The 20,959-nt window shown below is 71.3% G+C and carries 17 protein-coding genes; 7 read left to right on the top strand and 10 right to left on the bottom strand.

Going from position 1 to position 20,959, the window contains the following annotated elements; translation table 11 throughout:
* The first annotated feature begins 17 nt into the window (after positions 1-17).
* Positions 18-2,195: a glycogen debranching protein GlgX gene (gene glgX / locus OG218_RS05485; RefSeq protein ID WP_328292192.1), complete on the top strand. Its 2,178-nt coding sequence runs from the start codon at positions 18-20 to the stop codon at positions 2,193-2,195.
* Positions 2,192-2,914, top strand: a complete 723-nt coding sequence (locus OG218_RS05490) for an alpha/beta fold hydrolase (protein WP_328292193.1) — start codon at positions 2,192-2,194, stop codon at positions 2,912-2,914. Before glgX ends, OG218_RS05490 begins: the two co-directional genes overlap by 4 nt.
* Here OG218_RS05490 and OG218_RS05495 read toward each other — a convergent pair.
* Genes OG218_RS05495 through OG218_RS05510 form a run of 4 tightly spaced genes read right to left on the bottom strand, consistent with a single transcriptional unit; the run spans position 2,856 to position 6,614 of the window.
* Complete coding sequence (locus OG218_RS05495; RefSeq protein ID WP_328292194.1) at positions 2,856-3,722, bottom strand: ABC transporter permease; 867 nt, start codon at positions 3,720-3,722, stop codon at positions 2,856-2,858. The genes OG218_RS05490 and OG218_RS05495 overlap by 59 nt on opposite strands.
* A complete protein-coding gene (locus tag OG218_RS05500; RefSeq protein WP_328292195.1) occupies positions 3,722-4,582 on the bottom strand; it encodes an ABC transporter permease in 861 nt (286 codons plus the stop codon). The genes OG218_RS05495 and OG218_RS05500 overlap by 1 nt, the downstream gene beginning before the upstream one ends.
* The gene (locus OG218_RS05505; protein ID WP_328292196.1) at positions 4,582-5,445 is read right to left on the bottom strand and encodes an ABC transporter ATP-binding protein; all 864 of its coding nucleotides are present in this window, start codon (positions 5,443-5,445) and stop codon (positions 4,582-4,584) included. Before OG218_RS05505 ends, OG218_RS05500 begins: the two co-directional genes overlap by 1 nt.
* Positions 5,446-5,504: 59 nt before the next feature.
* Positions 5,505-6,614: an ABC transporter substrate-binding protein gene (locus OG218_RS05510; RefSeq protein ID WP_328292197.1), complete on the bottom strand. Its 1,110-nt coding sequence runs from the start codon at positions 6,612-6,614 to the stop codon at positions 5,505-5,507.
* A gap of 374 nt (positions 6,615-6,988) precedes the next feature.
* Between OG218_RS05510 and OG218_RS05515 the strand changes: the two genes are divergently transcribed.
* Positions 6,989-8,389: an NtaA/DmoA family FMN-dependent monooxygenase gene (locus OG218_RS05515; RefSeq protein ID WP_328296219.1), complete on the top strand. Its 1,401-nt coding sequence runs from the start codon at positions 6,989-6,991 to the stop codon at positions 8,387-8,389.
* Here OG218_RS05515 and OG218_RS05520 read toward each other — a convergent pair.
* Positions 8,362-8,946: a TetR/AcrR family transcriptional regulator gene (locus OG218_RS05520; protein WP_328292198.1), complete on the bottom strand. Its 585-nt coding sequence runs from the start codon at positions 8,944-8,946 to the stop codon at positions 8,362-8,364. The genes OG218_RS05515 and OG218_RS05520 overlap by 28 nt on opposite strands.
* A gap of 32 nt (positions 8,947-8,978) precedes the next feature.
* Here OG218_RS05520 and add (OG218_RS05525) point away from each other — a divergent pair, with 32 nt between their 5' ends.
* The 3 genes from add (OG218_RS05525) (at position 8,979) to OG218_RS05535 (ending at position 12,248) form a co-directional block, all read left to right on the top strand.
* A complete protein-coding gene (gene add / locus OG218_RS05525) occupies positions 8,979-9,956 on the top strand; it encodes an adenosine deaminase (RefSeq protein ID WP_328292199.1) in 978 nt (325 codons plus the stop codon).
* Complete coding sequence (gene add, locus OG218_RS05530; RefSeq protein WP_328292200.1) at positions 9,953-10,984, top strand: adenosine deaminase; 1,032 nt, start codon at positions 9,953-9,955, stop codon at positions 10,982-10,984. Before add (OG218_RS05525) ends, add (OG218_RS05530) begins: the two co-directional genes overlap by 4 nt.
* 136 nt (positions 10,985-11,120) lie before the next feature.
* Positions 11,121-12,248, top strand: a complete 1,128-nt coding sequence (locus OG218_RS05535) for a LacI family DNA-binding transcriptional regulator (RefSeq protein ID WP_328292201.1) — start codon at positions 11,121-11,123, stop codon at positions 12,246-12,248.
* A 225-nt stretch (positions 12,249-12,473) separates the two neighbouring features.
* Here OG218_RS05535 and OG218_RS05540 read toward each other — a convergent pair whose 3' ends face one another.
* From OG218_RS05540 to glgP, 5 genes are all read right to left on the bottom strand, one after another.
* Entirely contained in the window at positions 12,474-12,875 is a 402-nt protein-coding gene (locus OG218_RS05540) for a universal stress protein (RefSeq protein WP_328292202.1), read from the bottom strand.
* Entirely contained in the window at positions 12,872-13,657 is a 786-nt protein-coding gene (locus tag OG218_RS05545) for an ATP-binding cassette domain-containing protein (protein WP_328292203.1), read from the bottom strand. Before OG218_RS05545 ends, OG218_RS05540 begins: the two co-directional genes overlap by 4 nt.
* A complete protein-coding gene (locus OG218_RS05550; RefSeq protein WP_328292204.1) occupies positions 13,654-14,679 on the bottom strand; it encodes an ABC transporter permease in 1,026 nt (341 codons plus the stop codon). The genes OG218_RS05545 and OG218_RS05550 overlap by 4 nt, the downstream gene beginning before the upstream one ends.
* Before the next feature lie 74 nt (positions 14,680-14,753).
* Positions 14,754-15,800, bottom strand: a complete 1,047-nt coding sequence (locus tag OG218_RS05555; RefSeq protein WP_328292205.1) for a substrate-binding domain-containing protein — start codon at positions 15,798-15,800, stop codon at positions 14,754-14,756.
* Between the two features lie 427 nt (positions 15,801-16,227).
* Complete coding sequence (gene glgP / locus OG218_RS05560) at positions 16,228-18,792, bottom strand: alpha-glucan family phosphorylase (protein WP_328292206.1); 2,565 nt, start codon at positions 18,790-18,792, stop codon at positions 16,228-16,230.
* Between the two features lie 124 nt (positions 18,793-18,916).
* Between glgP and OG218_RS05565 the strand changes: the two genes are divergently transcribed.
* On the top strand, positions 18,917-20,959 hold the full coding sequence (locus tag OG218_RS05565; RefSeq protein ID WP_328292207.1) for an alpha-1,4-glucan--maltose-1-phosphate maltosyltransferase: 2,043 nt from the start codon (positions 18,917-18,919) through the stop codon (positions 20,957-20,959).

Here is a 20,959-nt window from a genome sequence, read left to right on the forward strand (position 1 = left end):
ACTGGCAGACTGCGCCGGTGCCTGTCCCGACCCACCGAGAGCCCACCGCAGCGTCGTCGCCCGGTCGCGGCGCGCCGACCCGCGCGCACCCGCTGGGGGTCACGCTCACCGGTGACGGGGCGGACGTCGCGGTGCTGGCGGCCCACGCCGACGGGGTCGAGGTGTGCCTCTTCGACGACGCGGGACGCGAGACCCGCACGGCCCTGCCCGACGTCGAGCTCGGCGTGTGGCACGGTCACGTCCCCGGTCTGGTCGCCGGCACCCGCTACGGCCTGCGCGTGCACGGCCGCTGGGACCCCGAGCGCGGGCTGCGGCACAACCCGGCCAAGCTGCTGCTCGACCCCTGCGCCCGGGGCGTGGAGGGCGAGGTCGCCCTCACCCCCGAGATCTTCGGGCACACCGTCGGCGAGGACCTCGAGGGCGACCTCGCGGTCGCCGACCCCCGCGACAGCGCCCCGCACGTCCCCCGCGGGGTGGTGCTCGCGCCGATGCCCGAGGCGCTGCGGGTGCTCGAGGACGAACGACCGCGGACCCCGTGGTCCGACACCGTCCTCTACGAGGCGCACGTGCGCGGGCTGACCCAGCGGTTCCCGGAGGTGCCCGAGGCCGAGCGCGGGACCTACGCGGCGCTCGCGCACCCCGCGGTCCTGGCCCACCTGAACTCCCTCGGCGTCACGGCCCTGGAACTGCTGCCGGTGCACGCGAGCACCTCCGAGATCGCCCTGCGTCGGCGCGGGCTGTCGAACTACTGGGGGTACAACACCCTCGGGTTCAACGCCCCGCACGCCGGGTACGCCAGCGCGGCGGCCCGGGACGCCGGGGCCGACGCCGTGCGCGAGGAGTTCCGGCGCGCCGTGATGGCCCTGCACGAGAACGGGATCGAGGTCATCCTCGACGTCGTCTACAACCACACCTGCGAGGAGGGGCCGGACGGTCCGCACCTCTCGCTGCGCGGTCTGGACGACTCGACGTACTACCTGCGCGACGCCGGCGGCCGCCCCTTCGACGTGACCGGGTGCGGCAACTCCCTCGACTTCGCCGAGCACCGCGTCGTGCAGTTCGCGTTGGACTCGTTGCGGCACTGGGTGACCGAGTACGGCGTCGACGGGTTCCGGTTCGACCTCATGACGACCCTGGCGCGTGGGCGGGACGGGTACTCCCCCGACCACCCGTTCCTGGTCGCCCTCGGTGCCGACCCGGTGCTGGCCGGTACGAAGCTCATCGCCGAACCGTGGGACGTCGGGCCCCACGGCTGGCGCACCGGACAGTTCCCGGCCCCCGTCCACGAGTGGAACGACCGGTTCCGCGACGGCATCCGCCGGTTCTGGCTCACCGACGCCCGCGAGATCTCCTGGGGCCACCCGGCCCCCGTCGCCGGGGGCCGGGGCCTGCCGGAACTCGCGACCCGCTTCGCCGGTTCCGCCGACACCTTCGACGTCGCGCGCGGTCGGCTCACGAGCGTGAACTTCGTGACCGCCCACGACGGGTTCACCCTCGCCGACCTCACCGCCTACGACCGCAAGCACAACGAGGCCAACGGCGAGGGCAACCGCGACGGCAGCGACTCCGACACCAGCTACAACCACGGCGTCGAGGGCGAGACGACCGACGCGGCGGTCCTGGAGCTGCGCCGACGCGCCATCCGCAACGTGTTCGCCACGCTGGTGCTCGCCACCGGGGTCCCGATGATCACCGCGGGTGACGAGTTCGGGCGCAGCCAGGGCGGCAACAACAACGCCTACTGCCAGGACGACGAGACGTCGTGGATCGACTGGGAGCTCGAGGGCTGGCAGCGTGAACTGCTCGACGACGTCCGCGAACTCCTGGCGCTGCGCCGGCGCTACCCGGTGCTGCGCGAGGCCGGGGTGCGGCGCGGGTCGCCGATCCGCGACCAGCGCAGCGACCTGATGTGGTTCGCCGAGGACGGCACGCCCATGAGCGGCGAGAACTGGCACGAGGCGGACCGGCGGATCCTGCAGGTCCTGGTCGACGGCCGTGACCGGGGTCAGGCCTCGGTCCTCGTCGTCGTGAACGGTGGACCGCGTCAGCGTGACGTCGTGCTGCCGAGCGTCGAGGGGTTGCCGACGTTCCAGCCCCGCTGGTCCAGCACCGCCGACCGCCGCCACCGGGCCGCCCCGGCCGGTCGCTCGTTGCGGCTGGCGCCGTGGTCGGTGCGGGTCCTCGCCACCGCGTGAACCCGCTGGTCCTGCTCCCGGGCCTCGGCTGCGACGCCTCGCAGTTCCGGTTCCTGACCGGGGCGTTCTCCGACGGGTTCGACGTGCGGGCGCTCGAACTCCCCGGCCACCACGGTGCGCCTGCGGTGGCGGGCTGGGCGTCCCTGGACGCCGTGGCCGAGGAGGTGGCGACGCGGGTCCCGGCGGGTTCCGTGCTCGTGGGTCACAGCACCGGCGGGATCGTCGGCCTGGTGATCGCCGCGCGACACCCCTCGCTCGTCGAGCGACTGGTGCTGCTGGACTCCAACGTGCCCGTCACCCCGGAGGCGTTGGCGCGCAAGGTCGCCCGCGCAGCCGACGTGCGGGGACCGGTGTGGCGCACCGTGCTCGAGGAGTCGATGCGCTCCTCGTGGGGTCCTCGCCGGCCGGAACTGCGCGAGGAGGTCGTGGCCGGGATCCTCGCCACCCCGGAGGCCGCGCTGCGTCCGTTGTGGTTCGACGTGCTCGCCCTCGACCCGCGCCCGCTCCTGGCCGCGCTGCGGGTCCCGGCGCTCCACGTGCGCTCCAGCCGCGACGTCGACGCCGCGGCCCTGCACGCGCTGAACCCGGGGGTGGGTTCGGTCGACCTGCGCGAACTCTCCCCCGGGCACTGGCCGCACCTCACCGAACCCGACGCGGTGGTCAGCGCCGTCCGGCGTTGGGTCCCCACTTGGCCAGCACCAGCGTCTCCACGATGCTGACGACGGTGTAGAGCAGGATCGAGGTGAACGTCACGACGACGACGATCGACCAGAGCTTGTTGTACTGGACGTTGGCGTTGGCGCGGAAGATCTCCGATCCCAGCCCGGTCCCGCTGAACAGCCACTCGTAGAGCATCGCGCCGATGACCGCGCCGGGCACCGAGATGCGGATCGCGGCGAACAGGTTGGGCAGCGCGGTCGGGACGGCGACCAGGCGCAGTGCCGTCCACTTCGTCCCGCCGTTGACCCGGATCACGTCGATCGCCTGCGGGGAGGCCGAACGCAGACCGATGGCCGCGTTGACCAGGACGGGGAAGAACACGACGACGCCGCCGATGGTCGCCGCACGCAGCAGTTCGGAGTGGAAGGTCATCCCGATGATCGGGGCCATCGCGACGAGCGGGACCGAACGCAGCATCATGGCCAGCGGCATGAAGACGAACTCGAGCGGACGGATCACGGTGAACAGCGACGCGACGACGATCGTGCCCACGACCCCGGCCAGGAAACCCGTGATCGAGTCGGTGAGCGTGACCTTCAGCCAGCCCCACATGTCGCTGCGGTTGGCGGCGGCCTTGTCGTCGGCGAACAGCCACTGGTAGACGTCGAGCGGGCGTTTGCCGACGAACTCGTCGATGGCGAGGATGCGCAGCAGGGCGTACCAGGCGATGACGAGGACGACCGCGGAGATCACCAGGGTCAGCACGGAGATCCCGATGCGCTTGCCCACGGCGGAGGCGACGGAGGCGTTGCTGCGGTTCTCGTGCACCTCGGTGCCCGCGGGTGCACCCGTGGTCGTGGTGGCCATCAGAGACCCGCCTTCCGTTCACCGGTCGAGGACCAGGGCGTGAGGAGCTTCGCGACGAGGCCGATGACGACGTAGGCGAGGCCCGCGATGAGGCCGCAGAGGATCGCCAGGCCCCAGATCTGCGCGTACTTCAGGTTGGTCTGCGCCGCGATGATCATGATGCCGATGCCGGAGTCCACCCCACCGAGGTACTCACCGAGCACCGCGCCGAGGAAGGAGGCCGGGGCGGCGAGCTTGAGGGCACCGAAGACGTTGGGCAGCGCGGCGATGAGGCGCACCTTCACCAGCGCGGTCCACGTCGACCCGCCGTAGGCGTGCACCACGTCGAGGGCGGTGCGGTCGGCGGCGCGCAACCCGAGCAGGCAGCCGACGACGGAGGTGAAGATGACGCTGATCGCGGCGAGGAAGATCGACGCAGTCCGCGCACCCGGGTCGGAGACGATGAGGACGATGGGCCCGATCGCCGTCAGCGGGATGCAGTAGGAGATGACCGCGACCTGGTTCGCCGCCCCCTCCAACGGCGGGATGAGCAGCACGACCACCGCGATGGCGATGGCGGCGAGGTTCCCCCACAGCCAACCCTGCGCCGCCGACGACGTCGTGACCGAGAGGTTGTTCCAGTAGGTCTGGAACCCGGTGTCGCCGAACTGGCGCAGGACGCCCCACGGAGTGGGGACGATCCCGTTGCTGCCGAAGAAGATCGAGCTGACGAGGCTCCAGACCGCCAGCACCGAGACGACGCCGATGACGCCGCCGACCCACGGCGGCATCTCCTTCCCGGCGACGACGCGCCTGCTGCGGGGGGCCGTGGCGCCGGCGACACCGGTGACGGCCGCCTCCTCCTGGACCGAGCTCGCCATCAGTGCTCGTCCCCGCTGCCGCCGCCGAAGAGGATCTCGGACAGCCGGTCGTGGTAGGCGTGGAACTCCGGGGTGCGCATCATCTCCGGCGTGCGCGGGCGCGGCAGGTCGATCTCGACGACCTCCACGACCCGGCCGGGGCGCGGGCTCATGACGGCGACGACGTCGGAGAGGAAGATCGCCTCGGAGATCCCGTGCGTCACCATGAGGGTCGTCGCGGGCTTCTCGGTCCAGATGCGCAGGAGTTCGACGTTGAGGCGCTGGCGGGTCATGTCGTCCAGCGCCCCGAAGGGCTCGTCGAGCAGCATCACCGTGGGCTGCACGACGAGGCAGCGGGCGATGGAGACGCGCTGGCGCATGCCGCCGGAGAGCTGGGCCGGCTTGGCCTTCTCGAACCCCTTCAGGCCGACGAGGCCGATGAGGTCGTCGACGAGGCCCTTCGACGGGCTGACCCCGGCGACCTCGAGGGGCAGCCGGATGTTCTGGGCGACCGTGCGCCAGGGCAGCAACGCGGAGTCCTGGAACGCGACGCCCAGCTCGTGGGCGCGCTGCAGCTCCCGGGTCGTCATGCCGTTGACCAGCGCCTCCCCGCCCGAGGGGGTCTCGAGCCCCGCGAGGATGCGCAGGATCGTCGACTTCCCGCAGCCGGAGGGCCCGAGCAGCGAGAGGAACGCGTTCTTGCGCGTCCCCAGGTTCGTCTGCTCCAGCGCCAGGACGCTCTTGCGGCCCAGGTCGAAGCGCTTGGTCAGGCCCTGGAGGTTGAAACCCGTCGCCGCCTCGGGGTGGCCCTTGGGATCGGTCGTGGCCGAGAGCGTTCCCGCGGCGCCGGTGGTGACGGACAGGGACGGGGTGTCGTACGACACGGTCTGACCTTTCTCGAGGACGGCGACGGGGTACCGCGCAGGGTGTCTCAGCCGGTGGTTCAGCCGGTGATGAGCTCGGGGTTCTCCTGGTAGACCTCTTCCAGCAGGGAGAAGTCGAAGAGGTCCTCCGCCGTGATCTTGGTGCCCATGACCTCGAGCGCCTGGATGTTCTCGTCGATGAGCGCCTGGGTCATCGTGAAGAGCCCCTTGGCCTTGGTGTCCTCGGACACGATGAGCGCGGCCTGCGCGGTCGCCTCCTGGGTCTGCTCGGCCAGGTCGAGGTCCTGGTCCTTGCCGTAGCGCGCGTCGGTCACGGCGAGCGTCGCGGAGGCGGCCGGGTCGGCGACCGCGTCGTTCCAGCCCTGGATCTCGGCCTTGAGGAAGGCCTTGAGCAGGTCGCGGTCCTTGTCGATCGTGGCCTGCAGGACGGTGAAGGTCTCGGAGACGACGGGGAGGCCGTTGTCGGCGAAGCCCAGCGTGACCGGGGTGAGCTTGCGCCCGGCCAGCAGGATCGGCTCGTTGGTCAGGTAGGCCATGAACGCGTCGACCTCACCGGTCTCCACGACGGAGGGGTCGTACTGCACGGGGACGATGGTGAAGGTGGACTTGTCGATGTCGTTGGCCTTGCAGAAGCCGTCGAAGATCGTCTCGTTGCCACCGGTCTGGATCCCGACCTTCTTGCCGGCGAGGTCGGCGATGGTCGCGACCGGGGTCTTCTCCTTCACCGACACCAGGCAGAACGGGTTCTTCTGGAAGGTCGCACCGATGATCTTCAGCGGCGCGTCCTCGTTCGCGATGGCGGGACCGGTCAGCGTCGGCGACGACAGACCGACGAGGGCCTTCTTGGAGAGGACCATCGCCTCGGCCGCGGTCCCCGAGCTGCCACCGGCGAGCAGGTTGACCTTGGAGAAGCCCGCCGCGGTGTAGTAGCCCTTGCTGTCGGCCATGTACTCGCCCGCGAACTCGATGTTCTTGATCCAGGACAGCTGGACCGAGATCTCGCCGAAACCGTCGGAGGAACCGCCGCTGCTCGAACCGGTGGTCGAGCCGGCGTCGTCGTTGCCGCAGGCGGCGAGGCCGGTGACCCCGGCGACGGCGAGGGCGCCGAGGCCGGTGCCGCGGAGGAAGGTGCGACGGTCGCCGACGAGACGCGGACGGGATTCGTTCATGAGCTGCTCCACGGGTGCTTGGGTGTCCTACGGGTCCGGGACGGATCGGCGCGGACAGACGAGGCCGGCTGACGTTCGGCTCTGATCCGGTACTGAAGCACCTGCGCGCTGCGGGGCTGTCACGTCCGCGTGAACGCGGGGTTACGTGGCGACTCATCGTGTGACAACCGTGTTACGGGACTCCGGGGTGGGTCGACCGGGGGACGAGTGGTCACCGATCCGTCACGGTCGCCCACGGGGAGACACCGCCGGGCGCGGCCACGCCCACCCCGTGTCCCCGGACGCACCTCGCACGAGCTTTACACGCCCGAAACACGCGTGTGCTGTCATCTGAACCAGTCGGTTCAACGAGAGGGGTCACACCAGTGCGCACGATGCACCTGGGAGTTTTCGAGGTCGCGGGGCCGCAGGTCGGTGGCACGCTGAGCTGGTCACACCCGTACAGCGATTCCGTGCACCACCGGGAACTGCAGCACTGGATCGACGTGGCCCAGCTCCTCGAGGCCGCGGGTTTCGACTTCCTGTTCTTCGCCGACGGCTACGGCTACCCCACCGTGGGCGGTGACCTACCGGCCGTGGCCGCCGCCGGCGGCCTGAACTTCAGCGGGATCGACCCCATGATGATCATCCCGACGCTGGCCCACCACACCTCCACGCTGGGTTTCGTGCTGACCTCCTCGACCGGCGTGGACCACCCGGTGGCGACGGCGCGACGCTTCGCCACCCTCGACCACCTGACGAACGGCCGCATCGGCTGGAACATCGTGACCGGCGCCTCCCAGGACACGATCGCCCAGTTGTTCGGGCACACCGAGATGGTCGCGCACGACACCCGCTACGAGATGGCCCAGGAGTACGTCGACCTCACCCTGCAGTTGTGGGAAGGCTGCTGGGAGGACGCGGCCCTGGTGCAGGACAAGGAGTCGGGGGTCTTCGCCGACCGCGACAAGCTGCACCGCGTGGAGCACGTCGGCAAGCACTTCCGCTCCTCGGGGTTCTTCACCGTCGCGCCCTCCGTGCAGCGCACCCCCGTCCTCTTCCAGGCCGGCAGTTCCGACCGCGGTCGCGAGTTCGCCGCGGGGCAGGCCGAGTGCGTCTTCCTGCAGGGCACCACGTTGCCGCACGCCGCGGCCAACGTCGCCGACATCCGCACCCGCGCGGCGGCCGCCGGCCGCGACCCGCAGTCGGTCAAGGTGCTCGTCGGCGCGACCGTGACCGTCGCCGCCACCCACGACGAGGCGATCGCGCGGCGGGCCGAGTTCGAGGACATGCAGACCGACGAGGTCGCCGCCGTGATCTACGCCGGCAACACCGGGATCGACCTCTCCGCCCTCGACCCCGACCGCCCGCTCAGCCAGATCCACGAGAGCAGCGACGGCCGCATCGGTCAGATGGGGCAGAGCAACATCGACCGGTTCAGGCGGGCCGACGGGACCTGGCCCCTGGTGCGCGAGGTGCTCGAGGAACTGCGGGGCCGGGGCACCCGCGGCTTCACGGTCGTCGGCGACCCGATCGAGGTGGCCGACCGGCTCGAGGAGATCATGGACGTCACCGGCGTCGACGGGTTCCTGCTCGAGGCGATCTTCTCCCCCTCCGACCACCGCCTGTTCTGCGAACTCGTCGTGCCGGAACTCCGGCGTCGCGGGCGCCTGCTCGCCGAGGAGGACCGCCCGGCGGGTTCCGGGTCCCTGCGCGAACGCATCGGGGGTTCCTCGCCGCGGTTGAGCGCCGACCACCCGGGCGCGCGCTACGTGCCGGAACCCACCACGGTCTGAGCGCCGGTGCGGGCGCAGAAGGCCTCGAGCGCCTGCGTCTGCACCGCGTCCACCCCGGCGCGGTCGGTGGTGATGATCAGCGTCATCTGCAGCCCGCGCCACAACGCGATGAGTTCGGTGGCGCGGGCCCGGGCGAGCGCGGGCGCCAGTCCCTCCCGCTCCAACCGCGCCACGGCGGGTCGCTGCCAGGACCCGATGTCCCCCAGCAGCTCCGCGTACCCGGGCTGCTGGGAGGCCTGGCCGAACACCTCGAAGAACAACCGCAGGAACGCCAGGTTGGCCGGGTCGGCGATCTGGTCCCAGACGTGCTGCAGATCGCCCCGCAGATCGCCCTCACCGTTCTCCAGTGCGACCCACGCGTTCTCGAAGGAGGGGAACGCGTCGCGGCCGACGGCCTGCAGCGCCTCCCCGATCAACTGCTCCTTGCTGCCGAAGTAGTACAACAGCATCCGGTGGTTGGAACCCACGGACCGGGCCAGCCCGCGCAACGTCAGCGATGTGACACCGTGGGCCAGGACGTGTTCCGCCACCAGCCGCAGCAACCGGTCCCGTTCCATCCCGACAGGGTATCCACCCACCAGGAGACACCATGCGCGATCTCGCGACGCTGCCCAAGGCGCACCTGCACATCCACCTCGAGGGTGCGATGCGTCCCGCCACCCTCGTCGAGTTCGCGGCGGAGGCCGGTGAGGCCGCTCCCCCCACCCGGGGTTTCACCTCGTTCCCGCAGTTCGTCGAGCACTACGACGGCGCCGTCGCGTTCATCCGCACCCGCGAACAGCTCGCACGGGTGGTGCGCGAGGTCGTCGAGGACGCCGCGCTCGCGGGCGCGGTCTGGATCGAGGCCCAGGCGAACCCGATGTTCTACGTCCCGCGGTTCGGGACGCCCGAGGAGGTCCTGACGTTCGTGCTCGAGGTCGGGCAGACCGAGGCCACCCGGCTCGGCATCGGTTTCGGCCTGATGGCCGTCGCCATCCGCAGCCTCCCCACGAGCGAGGCCGAGACCCTCGCCGTCCTGGCCGCCGAGTTCGCCGGACGCGGTGTCGTCTCCTTCGGGCTCGCCGCCGACGAGGCCCTCTGGCCGCCGGCCCCCTTCGAACGGGCCTTCGACATCGCCCGCGAGGCCGGCCTGAAGTCGGCCCCGCACGCCGGGGAACTGCTCGGTCCGGAGAGCATCGTCGGCGCCCTCGACAAGCTCGGGGCGCAGCGCATCCAGCACGGCGTCCGCGCCGTCGAGGACCCGGAGCTGGTCCGCCGGCTCGCGGCCGAGGGCATCGTCCTCGACGTCTGCCCGACCTCCAACGTCGAGCTCTGGGTCGTCCCGGAGATCGGCGCGCACCCGCTCCCCGCCCTCCTGGAGGCCGGCGTCCGCTGCTCGCTCAACGGCGACGACCCGCTGCTCTTCGGCCCCGGCCTGCTGGAGGAGTACGAGACCGCCCGCACCGAGCTGAAGCTCACCGACGCGGAGCTCGCCGGCGTCGCCAAGGCCTCGCTCGAGGGCTCCGCCGCCCCGGCCGACCTCGTCGCCACCCAGGTCGCGGCCGTCGACGCGTGGCTCGCGGGGTGAGCGCGTCCACCCCGGAGTTCCTGCGCTCGCTGCCCAAGACGGAGCTGCACTGCCACTTCGCCTCCACCATCCGCCCGGAGCGGCTGCTGCGGTGGGCCCGCGAACGCGGGGTGCCGCTGCCCAGCGACGACCCGGCGGAACTGGCCCGCTACACCGGTCTGCAGGACTTCCTCGTCCTGTTCAACGCGGCGCACGCGGTCTTCCGCTCGGGCGAGGACGTGGCCCTCGTCGCGTACGAGGGCGTCCGGGCGGCGGTCGCCACGACGAACCTGCGCTACCGCGAGTACTCCGTGAACCCGCACAACTTCGCCGAGCTGGGCCTGCCGTGGCCGGTCGTGCTCGCCGGGCTGGTGGAGGGCCTGACCCGCGCCGAGGAGGAGTTCGGCGTCGGTTTCGGGATCGTGCCGGCGCTGAACCGTTCCCTCGACCTCGCGGCCGCGCACGCCACCCTCGACGTCGTCCTCGCGAACCCGCACCCGGCGGTCGTGGGGTTCGGTCAGGACGACCTCGCCGCCGACGGGTACGAGTCACCGCTGGCGTGGGAACCCGTCTACGCCCGGGCCCGCGCGGCGGGGTTGCGCCTCACCGCCCACGTCGGCGAGATCGCCACCTCGACCGCCGCGTCGGTGGTGGAGGCCGTCGAGGTGCTGCACCTGGACCGCGTCGACCACGGGTACCACGTCCTCGACGACCCGGCCGTCGTGGAGCGTGCCCGGGCCGCCGGGGTGCACTTCTGCTGCACGCCGAAGTCGGCGCACCTGCTCTCCGGCTGGGCCTTCGACGCGCAGCACCCCGTCGCCCGCATGATCGAGGCCGGGTTGTCGGTGAACCTCTCCACCGACGACGAGGTGTTCTTCGCCACGAGCCTGCAGGCCGAGTTCGAGCACGTCGGCCTCGACCTCGGTTTCGGGGACGACGTGGTCGAACAGCTGGCCCTGAACGGGGTGGCGGCGGCGTTCGCTCCCGAGGACGTCAAGGCACGACTCCGCGCGGAGATCCGCGCCCTGCGCGGTGGCCCACCGGGGTGAGATGACGTCACCCGGGAAACTCCCCGAGGTGGGATCGCGGGAACCCGCCGCCCGGACCGGGCCCGCTATGATGGAGGTCGAGTCGTATCCTCACCACCTCCTGGGAGCCACTGTGTCGGGACGCTCATCGCTGACGATGGCGGATGTCGCGCGGCTCGCCGGGGTGTCGACGGCCACCGTCTCCCACGTCGTCAACAAGTCCCGGCGACACACCCCCGCCACCGAACGCCGTGTGCACGAAGCGATCGAGCAGTTGGGCTACGTCCGTGACCCGTTCGCCCGTTCGCTGCGCACCCGCACGAGCGGGATCATCGGCATCGCGATGTCGGCGATCTCGAACCCGTACTTCGCCACGATCGTGCAGGAGATCGAGCGGAACCTCAGGGGCACCGGAACCTCGATAATCCTCGCCGACACCCACGACGACCCGGTCATCGAGGACCGGGTGGTCGAGGACCTCATGTCCCGCCGCGTCGACGGCCTCGTCCTGGCTCCCAGCCGGTCTCCCGAACGTGCTCTGCGTCTCGCCGCCCGCTACGGCGGCCCCCTGGTGGTCGTGGACCGCATCGACACGGGGATCGACTGCGATCAGGTGGCGGTGGAGAACGTCGAACCGGTCCGTGAGATCACGGCGCACCTGCTGGACCTGGGCCACACGCGCCTCGGGATGGTCACGGGGATTCCCGGGATGACCACCAGCGAGGAACGTCTGCGAGGTTTCCTCCTGGCCCACGAGGAAGCGGGCCTGGACGTCGATCCCGCACTGGTCAGGTCCGGTCGCAGCAGCAGCGTCGGAGCCCGGGAGGCGGTGGAGGAGATGCTGGACCTGAGCAACCCCCCGACCGCACTGGTGGCGGGCAACAACGCCATGACCATCGGGACGCTCCGGGCGCTGAAGACGAGGGGCCGGCGCGTTCCCGACGACATGGCCCTGGTCTGCTTCGACGACTTCGAGTGGGCCGACCTGTTCGAGCCCGCCCTCACCGCGATCGCCCAGCCCGTGCGGGCCATGGCCCAGCGGGCGGTGGAGATGCTGAACAGCCGGCGCTCGGACAGTTCGATCGCCGTCCGGCGGGAAGTTCTGCGCCCCGTCGTCGCACACCGCACGTCGTGCGGTTGCGGGGGTGTCGCACCCGGGCGCCCGGCACGCCCCGGCGGTCTGCACTGGGAGAACACCGGGGCGAGCGGTCACGCGCCGCACGACGCCGGGGAACCCGGCAGCGCCACGTCGAGCCGGTCCCCGTCGATGACCCGGTCGGCGTAGTCCCGGGAACTGCGCAGCACCTCCACGGCGTCGTCCTCGTCGCCGCCCGGCTGCGCAGGTGGTTCCCCCCGGTGAGGACGACGGAAACCTCGGTGGCCGGGGCGATCGCCGCGGCCACGGCCTCCTCGAACTGACGGAGGACCCGGTTCCCGCCGCCCCGCAGGCGTCTCACGCGCCGGACGAGGTCGTCGGCGCGTGAGACCCGCGGTCAGAGTTCTGCGCCGCTCACGACGAGGTGGAGCGCACGGCGAGCACCGGGCAGGTCGCCTCCAGCAGGACCCGCTGGGCGGTGCTGCCCAGCAGGGCCTTGCGGACCGGGGAGAGGCGGTGGAGGCCGACGACGATGAGTTCCGCGCCGATCTCCTCGGCGATCTCCAGGATCACCTCGGCGACCGGGGTGGAGGAGGCGTCCCGGTGCTCGATGCGGAACGGGACGCCCTCGTCCGTCATGCGTTCCTGCAGGGCGTCGAGGTCGCGCTCGTCGGCGGCCGTCGGCCTGGTGTACCCGGCCCGGTCGACGGTGTTCACGATGACGACGTCGCTGCCGCGCCAGCGTGCCTGCTGCACCGCCTCGGTGACGGCGAGGAACCCGGTGCCGTCGGGGACGTAGCCGACGACGATGCTCACGACGCGACCTCCTGCACCGGTTCCGGCGGCGGCAGCGCACCGGTCATGAACCCGACGACCTCGTTCATCTCGTGGTCCTGGGGCCGCACGACGGCGGCCCGACGACCGAGGCGGTGGATGTGGATGCGGTCGGCGACCTCGAACACGGCCGGCATGTCGTGGCTGATCAGCACCACGGGGATCCCGGTGGCGCTGATGCGGCGGATGAGGTCCAGGACCCCTTGGGACTCCCGCACCCCGAGGGCGGCCGTGGGCTCGTCCATGATGACGACGCGACGCCCGAAGGCGGCTGCCCGTGCGACCGCCACCGTCTGCCGCTGACCGCCGGAGAGGCTGTCGACGGGCTGGGTGATGGACTGCAGGGTCGTGATGCCGAGCTCGTCCATCTGCTGGCGGGACTGGCGGCGCATCTCCTTGACGTCGAGCATGCGCAGGACCGAGCCCAGGGGCCCCTTCCGGCGCAGCTCGCGGCCGAGGAAGAGGTTCGTCGCGATGTCGAGGGCGGGAGCCATCGCCAGGTCCTGGTAGACGGTCTCGATCCCGGCCCGCTGAGCGTCCTGCGGGCTGCGGAAGTGCACGGGTTTCCCGTCCAGCAGGACCTCTCCGGCGTCGGGGACGACGTCGCCGGAGAGCACCTTGATGAGACTGGACTTGCCGGCGCCGTTGTCGCCGATGACCGCCAGGATCTCCCCGGCGCGCAGGTCGAAGTCCGCGCCGGCCACGGCGGTGACGTGCCCGTAGCGCTTGACGATGCCGCGGGCCTCCAAGACGGTGTCGCTCATCGCGCCTTCCTCCGGGTGACGGTGTCGAGGGCCACCGCGGCGATGACCAGGACGCCGGTGACGATGTTCTGGAACAGCGGGTCGATGCCGGCCTGGGTCAGACCGGACTGGAGCACCAGGACGATGAGGGCCCCGATGTAGGTGCCGACGACCGTGCCGCGGCCGCCGAAGAGGCTGGTGCCGCCGATGACGACGGCGGTGATGGTGTCCAGGTTCGCGGTCGGGAACGCGTTGGGGGAGGTCGCCGGGCTGCGGCCGAACGCCTGCAGCGCGGCGAGGGCGTAGAACACGCCCGCCAGCACGTACACCGAGAGCAGGACCCGGTTCACGTTGATGCCGGTGCGCTTGGCCGCGAGGTCGTTGTTGCCGACGGCGTACACGTGCCGGCCCCACGCGGTGCGGGTGAGGGCGTAGTGCAGGACCGCCACGCTGATCAGCACCACGACGACGCCGGTGGTGACCTGGAACTGCCCGAAGAGGTAACCGCCCTTGGACAGGACCGTCAGGGGCCCGTCGTCGACGAGGACGGTCTCCTTGGTGTAGAGGCGCGAGGCGGCCTGCAGGATCGTCAGCAACCCGAGGGTGACGATGAACGGCGGCAGTCCCAGCTTGGAGACGATCAGGCCGGAGACGAGCCCGAGCGCCGCGCAGACGAGCAGCCCCGCGAACAGCGCGGGAACCTGCGCTCCGGTGCTGCCGGCGGCGAGCTTGGCGACCACGAGGGTCCCCAGCACCATGATGGCGCCGTTGGCCAGGTCGATGCCGCCGGTCAGGACGATGAGGGTCTGCCCCAGGGCGAGGGTCCCCACCACGACGGACTGCTGGAGGATCAGCGAGAAGTTGTCCACGCTCGCGAAGTTCTCGGTGAGGATCGAGAACGCGACGATGGCGAGGACCAGGGCGGACAGGGGGCCCAGGACGGGGTTGCGGAAGATGTGGTCCGCGAGGGTCGCGGCGCGGGTTCCCGAGGTGTCGGGTACCTCGGCCGCCTTCTCGCTCGCCACCTGGAGGGAGTCGGACATCGGGACGCCTTTCGGGTCGCTGTTCACGGTCGAGGACCGCGGTCCGGCGCGACGCCGCGCCGGACCGCGCGGGATCAGGAGGCGGTTCCCCAGCAGTTCTGCAGGCCCCACGTGGTGTCCTTCGCATCCAGGCCACCCAGCGGCTTGTCCGTGATCAGCTGCACGCCCGTGTCGATGTACCCCGAGGCCGGGACGGTGGGCTTCGTGCCGTCCTTCGCGAACGCAACGGCCGCCTTCACACCCTCGACCGCCATCTTGGAGGGGAACTGCATGACGGTCGCGGCGATCTTGCCGTCCTTGACGGCCGTGACGCCGGTGCAGCCGCCGTCGATGGAGCCCAGCACCGTGGTCGTGTCCTTGCCCGCGTTCTTCAGCGCGGTGTAGGCGCCGATCGCCGCGGGTTCGTTGATCGTGTAGACGGCGTTGATGGCGTCGTTCTTCTGCAGCAGGTTCTCCATCGCGGTCTGGCCCTTGGCCTGGTCACCGCTGGTGTCCTGCTTGCCGGCGATCTCGGGGCTGTCGTCGGTGAGCCCGATGCCCGTGAGGAAGCCGTCGTGGCGCTGGTCGCCGACCGAGACGCCGGGCTGCAGGTCGAGCATGGCGAGGACCGGGGCCGTGCTGCCGAGGGCCGCCTTGACGTAGGCGCCCTGCTCCTCGCCCGCCTTGGTGTTGTCGGTGGCCCACGTCGCGTCGACCCCCTGGTTGCCCTCGGTCTGGGTGTCGAGGGCGGCGACGAAGATCCCCTTGGCCTGGGCGGCCTTGAGGGTCGGCACGATGGCCTTGGAGTCGTTGGGGGTGATGAGGATGGCCTTGACCCCGGAGGCGATGAGGTTCTCCACCGCGGTGACCTGGCTGTCGTTGTCCCCGTCGGCGGTGCCGGCCTTGGCGATCAGCTCCGCGCCCTCGGCCTTGGCCTCCTTCGTGGCGGCGTCGCGCATGGAGACGAAGTAGGGGTTGGAGTCGGTCTTGGTGACCAGACCGATCTTGAGGGTGCCGCCGCTGTCGCCGCTGGCGCCCGTGTCACCCGTCTTCGTGGCGCTGCAGCCCGCGAGAGCCGTGGGGACGGCGAGGAGCACGGCGGCGAGGGCGATGGTGCGGGACCTGCGGGTGGTGGCGCGCATGACTGTTCCTCCTGGTGACCTCGACGAGGTCTGGACGTTGCTGGGCGGGCCCGTCGGAGACGGGTGGTGCGTCGGGGTGTCCGCCGCGGCGGACCGCGAGCTCGGGACACGGGGTGGACGGGCGCGGTGGGTGCGACCACGGGTGGAGTGCGGTGCCGGTGGAGTGCGGTGGAGATCGACGGCTGATCACTCGCTCATGGGCACCCTTGCCTGTGGCTCGAGACGTAATCCATTGCGCAATGGATTACGTGAGGTTACGACACCCCCCTCGGCGGACGCAAGCACGTTCAGGACACGGAACTCTCACGAAACGCGGGGCCGGGTCCGGCGCGGCCGTGTCGGCGTCGACACGACCCGTCGGGCTCCCCGGCGCCGCTCGCCACGGCCTGGTCACCCCCCTCGGAGGGGGTGACCAGGCGCCCGGGGTTCAGGCGTTGGCGACGAGGCCCAGCTCGGCGGGGGTGGCCAGACCCGCGTGGCGCGGCAGGACGCGCACGGTGTAGCCGAACGGGCCGGTCTGGCGGAGGGTGAACTCCCCCTCGAACCGGTGCCGGCCGTCGCCGAAGGACTCACCGTGGTGCAGCGACACCGTGCCCGAGGGTCGCAGTTCGTCGGAGTCGTTGACCCGGCCGTGGACGACCTGGACCTCGACGTCGTCGGTGGAGAGCTCCCCCAGCGACACGAAGCCCCGGACGTGGACGACGTCGCCGATCTCGGCGGAGTCACCGACCCCGGAACTCTCGACGTGGTCCACCCGCACGGACGGCCAGGCCCGGCGGACGGTGCCCTTCCAGGCGGCGAGGTCCTTGGCCGCGGCCCCCGAACCCGCGAGCGCCGCGCGGCCGGCCCGGGCGGCCGGCACGTAGAGCTGCTCGACGTAGTCGGTGACCATCCGGCTCGCCAGCACCTTCGGGCCGAGGGAGGCCAGGGTGTGGCGGACCATCTCCAGCCAGCGGGCCGGCAGACCCCGTTCGTCGCGGTCGTAGAACCGCGCGGCGACGGAGTTCTCGACGAGGTCGTAGAGCGCGGAGGCCTCGAGGTCGTCGCGGTGCTCGGCGTCCTCCACGCCGTCGGCGGTGGGGATCGCCCAGCCGTTGCCGCCGTCGTACCACTCGTCCCACCAGCCGTCGAGGATGGAGAGGTTCAGGCCGCCGTTCAGCGCGGCCTTCATCCCGCTCGTCCCGCACGCCTCGAAGGGGCGCAGCGGGTTGTTCAGCCAGACGTCGCAGCCGGGGTAGAGCGAGAGCGCCATCGTGATGTCGTAGTTGGGCAGGAAGACGATCCGGTGCCGCACCTCGGGGTCGTCGGCGAAGTGGACCATCTGCTGGATGAGGCGCTTGCCGGTCTCGTCGGCCGGGTGCGACTTGCCCGCGATGACCAGCTGCACGGGACGCTGCGGGTGCAGCAGCATCGCCTTGAGCCGCTCGGGGTCGCGCAGCATGAGCGTGAGGCGCTTGTAGGTCGGGACGCGACGGGCGAAACCGATGGTGAGCACGTCGGGGTCGAGCACGTCCTTGGTCCACGCGAGCTCGGCCTCGGAGGCCCCCCGCTGCAACCAGGACAGCTTCAGCCGCCGCCGCGCGTCCTCGACGAGACGACCACGCAGCACCCGCCGGGTCCGCCAGATCTCCTCGTCGGGGACCTGGCCGACCTTCTCGAAGCCCAGACCGTCGCGGGCGATCTCCTTGCCGATGTACTGCCGGCCCATGGAGATGACCTCGGGCGCCACCCACGTCGGGGCGTGGACACCGTTGGTGATCGAGGCGATCGGCACCTCGGGGGCGTCGAAACCCGGCCAGAGGCCGTCGAACATCCCGCGGCTGACGGCTCCGTGCAGCTGGGACACCCCGTTGGCGCGCTGCGCGAGCCGCAACCCCATGACGGCCATGTTGAAGACGCCGGGGTCCCCGCCCTCGTAGTCCTCCGCCCCGAGCGCCAGGATGCGCTCGACGGGCACGCCCGGCAGCGGGTTGTCGCCGCCGAAGTACAGCTCGATCTGGTCCCGGCCGAAGCGGTCGATCCCGGCCGGGACGGGGGTGTGGGTGGTGAACACCGTCGCGGCGCGGACGGCTTCCAGGGCCTCGTCGAAGCTCAGTCCACGCTCGACGTGCTCGCGGATCCGTTCCACCGACAGGAACCCCGCGTGGCCCTCGTTGGTGTGGTAAACCTCCGGCTGCGGGGTCCCGGTGAGACGGGCGTGCAGGCGCAGGGCGCGCACACCGCCGATGCCGCAGAGGAGTTCCTGCTGCAGCCGGTGCTCGCCGCCGCCGCCGTAGAGACGGTCGGTGACCCCCCGGGCGGCGTCGTCGTTCTCCTCGACGTCGGAGTCGAGGAGCAGCAACGGGACGCGCCCGACCTGCGCCTTCCAGACCTGCGCCCAGAGCCGACGCCCGCCGGGCAGGTCGACGGACACCTTGGCGGCGCTGCCGTCGGTCTCGCGCAGCTGCGACAGCGGCAGCCCGTCGGGGTCGAGCACCGGGTAGGTCTCCTGCTGCCAGCCGTCACGGGACAGCGACTGCTTGAAGTACCCCGTGGCGTAGAACAGGCCGACGCCGACGATGGGGACGGCGAGGTCGCTCGCGGACTTCAGGTGGTCCCCGGCGAGGATCCCGAGGCCGCCGGAGTACTGCGGCAGCGCACCGGTGATGCCGAACTCCATCGAGAAGTAGGCCACGGTCGCCGGCGCGTCGGCCCCGAGCGTGGCGTACCAGCCCGGTCGCTCCAGGTAGGTGTGCAGGTCCTCCGCGCAGGCCTCGACCCGCGCCACGAACCGCGGGTCGGCGGCGAGGGCCTCGAGGCGTTCGGTGCTCAGGGCGCCCAGCAGCGCCCCGGGTTCTCGGTGCACGGCGACCCAGGCCGCGGGGTCCATCGACTCGAAGAGGTCCCGGGTGGGCTTGTGCCAGGACCAGCGGAGGTTGCTCGCGAGCTCACCCAGCGGCGCCAACGGCGCGGGCAGCACGGTGCGGACGGTGAAGCGCCTGATTGCTCTCACGCGCCGGACCCTAGTCCTCGGGATCACGCCACCGCGACGACGCGCGGAGACCTTTCCGACTCCCGCCCGACTCCCCGTGCCCCTCCCGCGCGACGGGAGGCGTGGCCCTCGGTAGGTTCGCCCCGTGACGACCGACCGCGCCGCAGACCTCGAGACGCTGACCGTGCAGAGCACGGCGACCAGCACCCCCGTCGTGGGGCGCATCCCGGTGCTCGGGGTGAGTCCCGTCGTCGACGCCGGCCGCTGGCCCGCCCAAGCCGTTCCCGGTGAGCTGATCCCCGTGCGCGCCACCGTCTTCCGCGAAGGTCACGACGCCGTCGCCGCGACCGCGGTGCTGGTCCGCCCGGACGGCACGGACGGCCCCTCGACGCGGATGACGCTGGTCAACGCCGGCCTCGACGCCTACGTGGCGACGCTCTCCCCCGACGCCGAGGGCGACTGGGGCCTGCGCGTCGAAGGGTGGTCGGACCCCTACGGCACCTGGGACCACGACGCGACGATCAAGGTCGAGGCCGGGGTCGACGTCGCCCTCATGCTGGAGGAGGGTGCGCGGCTGATGGAGCGCGCGGCGGCCTCCCCGGGGCGTCCCGACGGGGACGCGCAGGTGCTGCACGACGCCGCCAACGGCCTGCGCGACACCTCCCGCAGCGACCACGACCGTCTCGACGCCGGGCGCGGCGACGCCGTCCGGGGCGTCCTGGACGCCCTGCCCGTCCGCGACCTGGTCAGCCCGTCGCAGACCTTCCCGCTGCGGGTGGAACGGAAGCTGGCGACGTTCAGCTCCTGGTACGAGTTCTTCCCCCGCTCCGAGGGGGCGCACTGGCTCGAGGACGAGCAGCGCTGGGTCTCGGGGACGTTCCGCACCGCCGCGCAGCGGCTGCCCGCGATCGCCGACATGGGTTTCGACGTGGCCTACCTCACGCCCGTCCACCCGATCGGGCGGATCAACCGCAAGGGCCCCAACAACTCCCTCACCGCCGGCCCGCTCGACCCGGGCTCCCCGTACGCGATCGGCGCGGCCGAGGGCGGCCACGACGCGCTGCACCCCGACCTGGGCACCTTCGAGGACTTCGACTTCTTCGTCGCCCGCGCCCGGGAGCTCGGCCTCGAGGTCGCGATGGACATCGCCCTGCAGTGCGCGCCGGACCACCCGTGGGTGGCGAGCCACCCCGAGTGGTTCACCACGCGCGCCGACGGCACGATCGCCTACGCGGAGAACCCCCCGAAGAAGTACCAGGACATCTACCCGCTGAACTTCGACAACGACCCCGCCGGCATCTACGCCGAGGTCAAGCGGGTCGTCGACGTGTGGATCGAGCACGGGGTGACGCTGTTCCGCGTCGACAACCCGCACACGAAGCCCGTGGAGTTCTGGGAGTGGCTGATCACCGAGGTGCGCGTCGAGCACCCCGAGGTCATCTGGCTGGCCGAGGCGTTCACGAAGCCGGCGATGATGCACACCCTGGCCAAGGTCGGGTTCCAGCAGTCGTACTCCTACTTCGCGTGGCGCAACGCCGCGTGGGAGATCCGCGAGTACGTCGAGCAGCTCTCCCAGGAGTCCGCGCACTACATGGTGCCGAACTTCTGGCCGACGACGCACGACATCCTCACCCCGACCATGCAGTACGGCGGGCCGCCGGTGTTCAAGCTGCGCGCGGTCCTCGCGGCCCTGCTCAGCCCGTCCTGGGGCATCTACACCGGCTACGAACTCGTCGAGCACGCCGCCCGTCCGGGGGCCGAGGAACAGCTCGACAACGAGAAGTACCAGTTCCGTCCCCGCGACTTCGCCAAGGCCGAGGCCGAGGGCTGGTCGCTGGCGCCCTACCTGAAGAAGCTGAACCAGGCCCGCGCCGCGCACCCGGCCCTGCAGCAGTTGCGGGGCACCGTCTTCCACGCCACCGACGACGAGAACGTCCTGTGCTTCAGCCGTCGCCGGGTCGAGGCCGACGGCACCGAGGACCTCGTCCTCGTCGTCGTGAACCTCGACCCGCACGCCGTCCGCGAGACCAACGTCCACCTCGACATGGCCGCGATCGGGCGCGAGTGGTGGGAACGCTTCACCGTGCGCGACGAACTCACCGGTGCGGAGTTCGAGTGGGGCGAGCACGACTTCGTGCGGCTGAACCCCTACGAGGAACCCGCGCACGTGTTCCACGTGCGGTCCTGA

The organism is Kineococcus sp. NBC_00420, from assembly GCF_036021035.1.
GTDB lineage: Bacteria > Actinomycetota > Actinomycetes > Actinomycetales > Kineococcaceae > Kineococcus.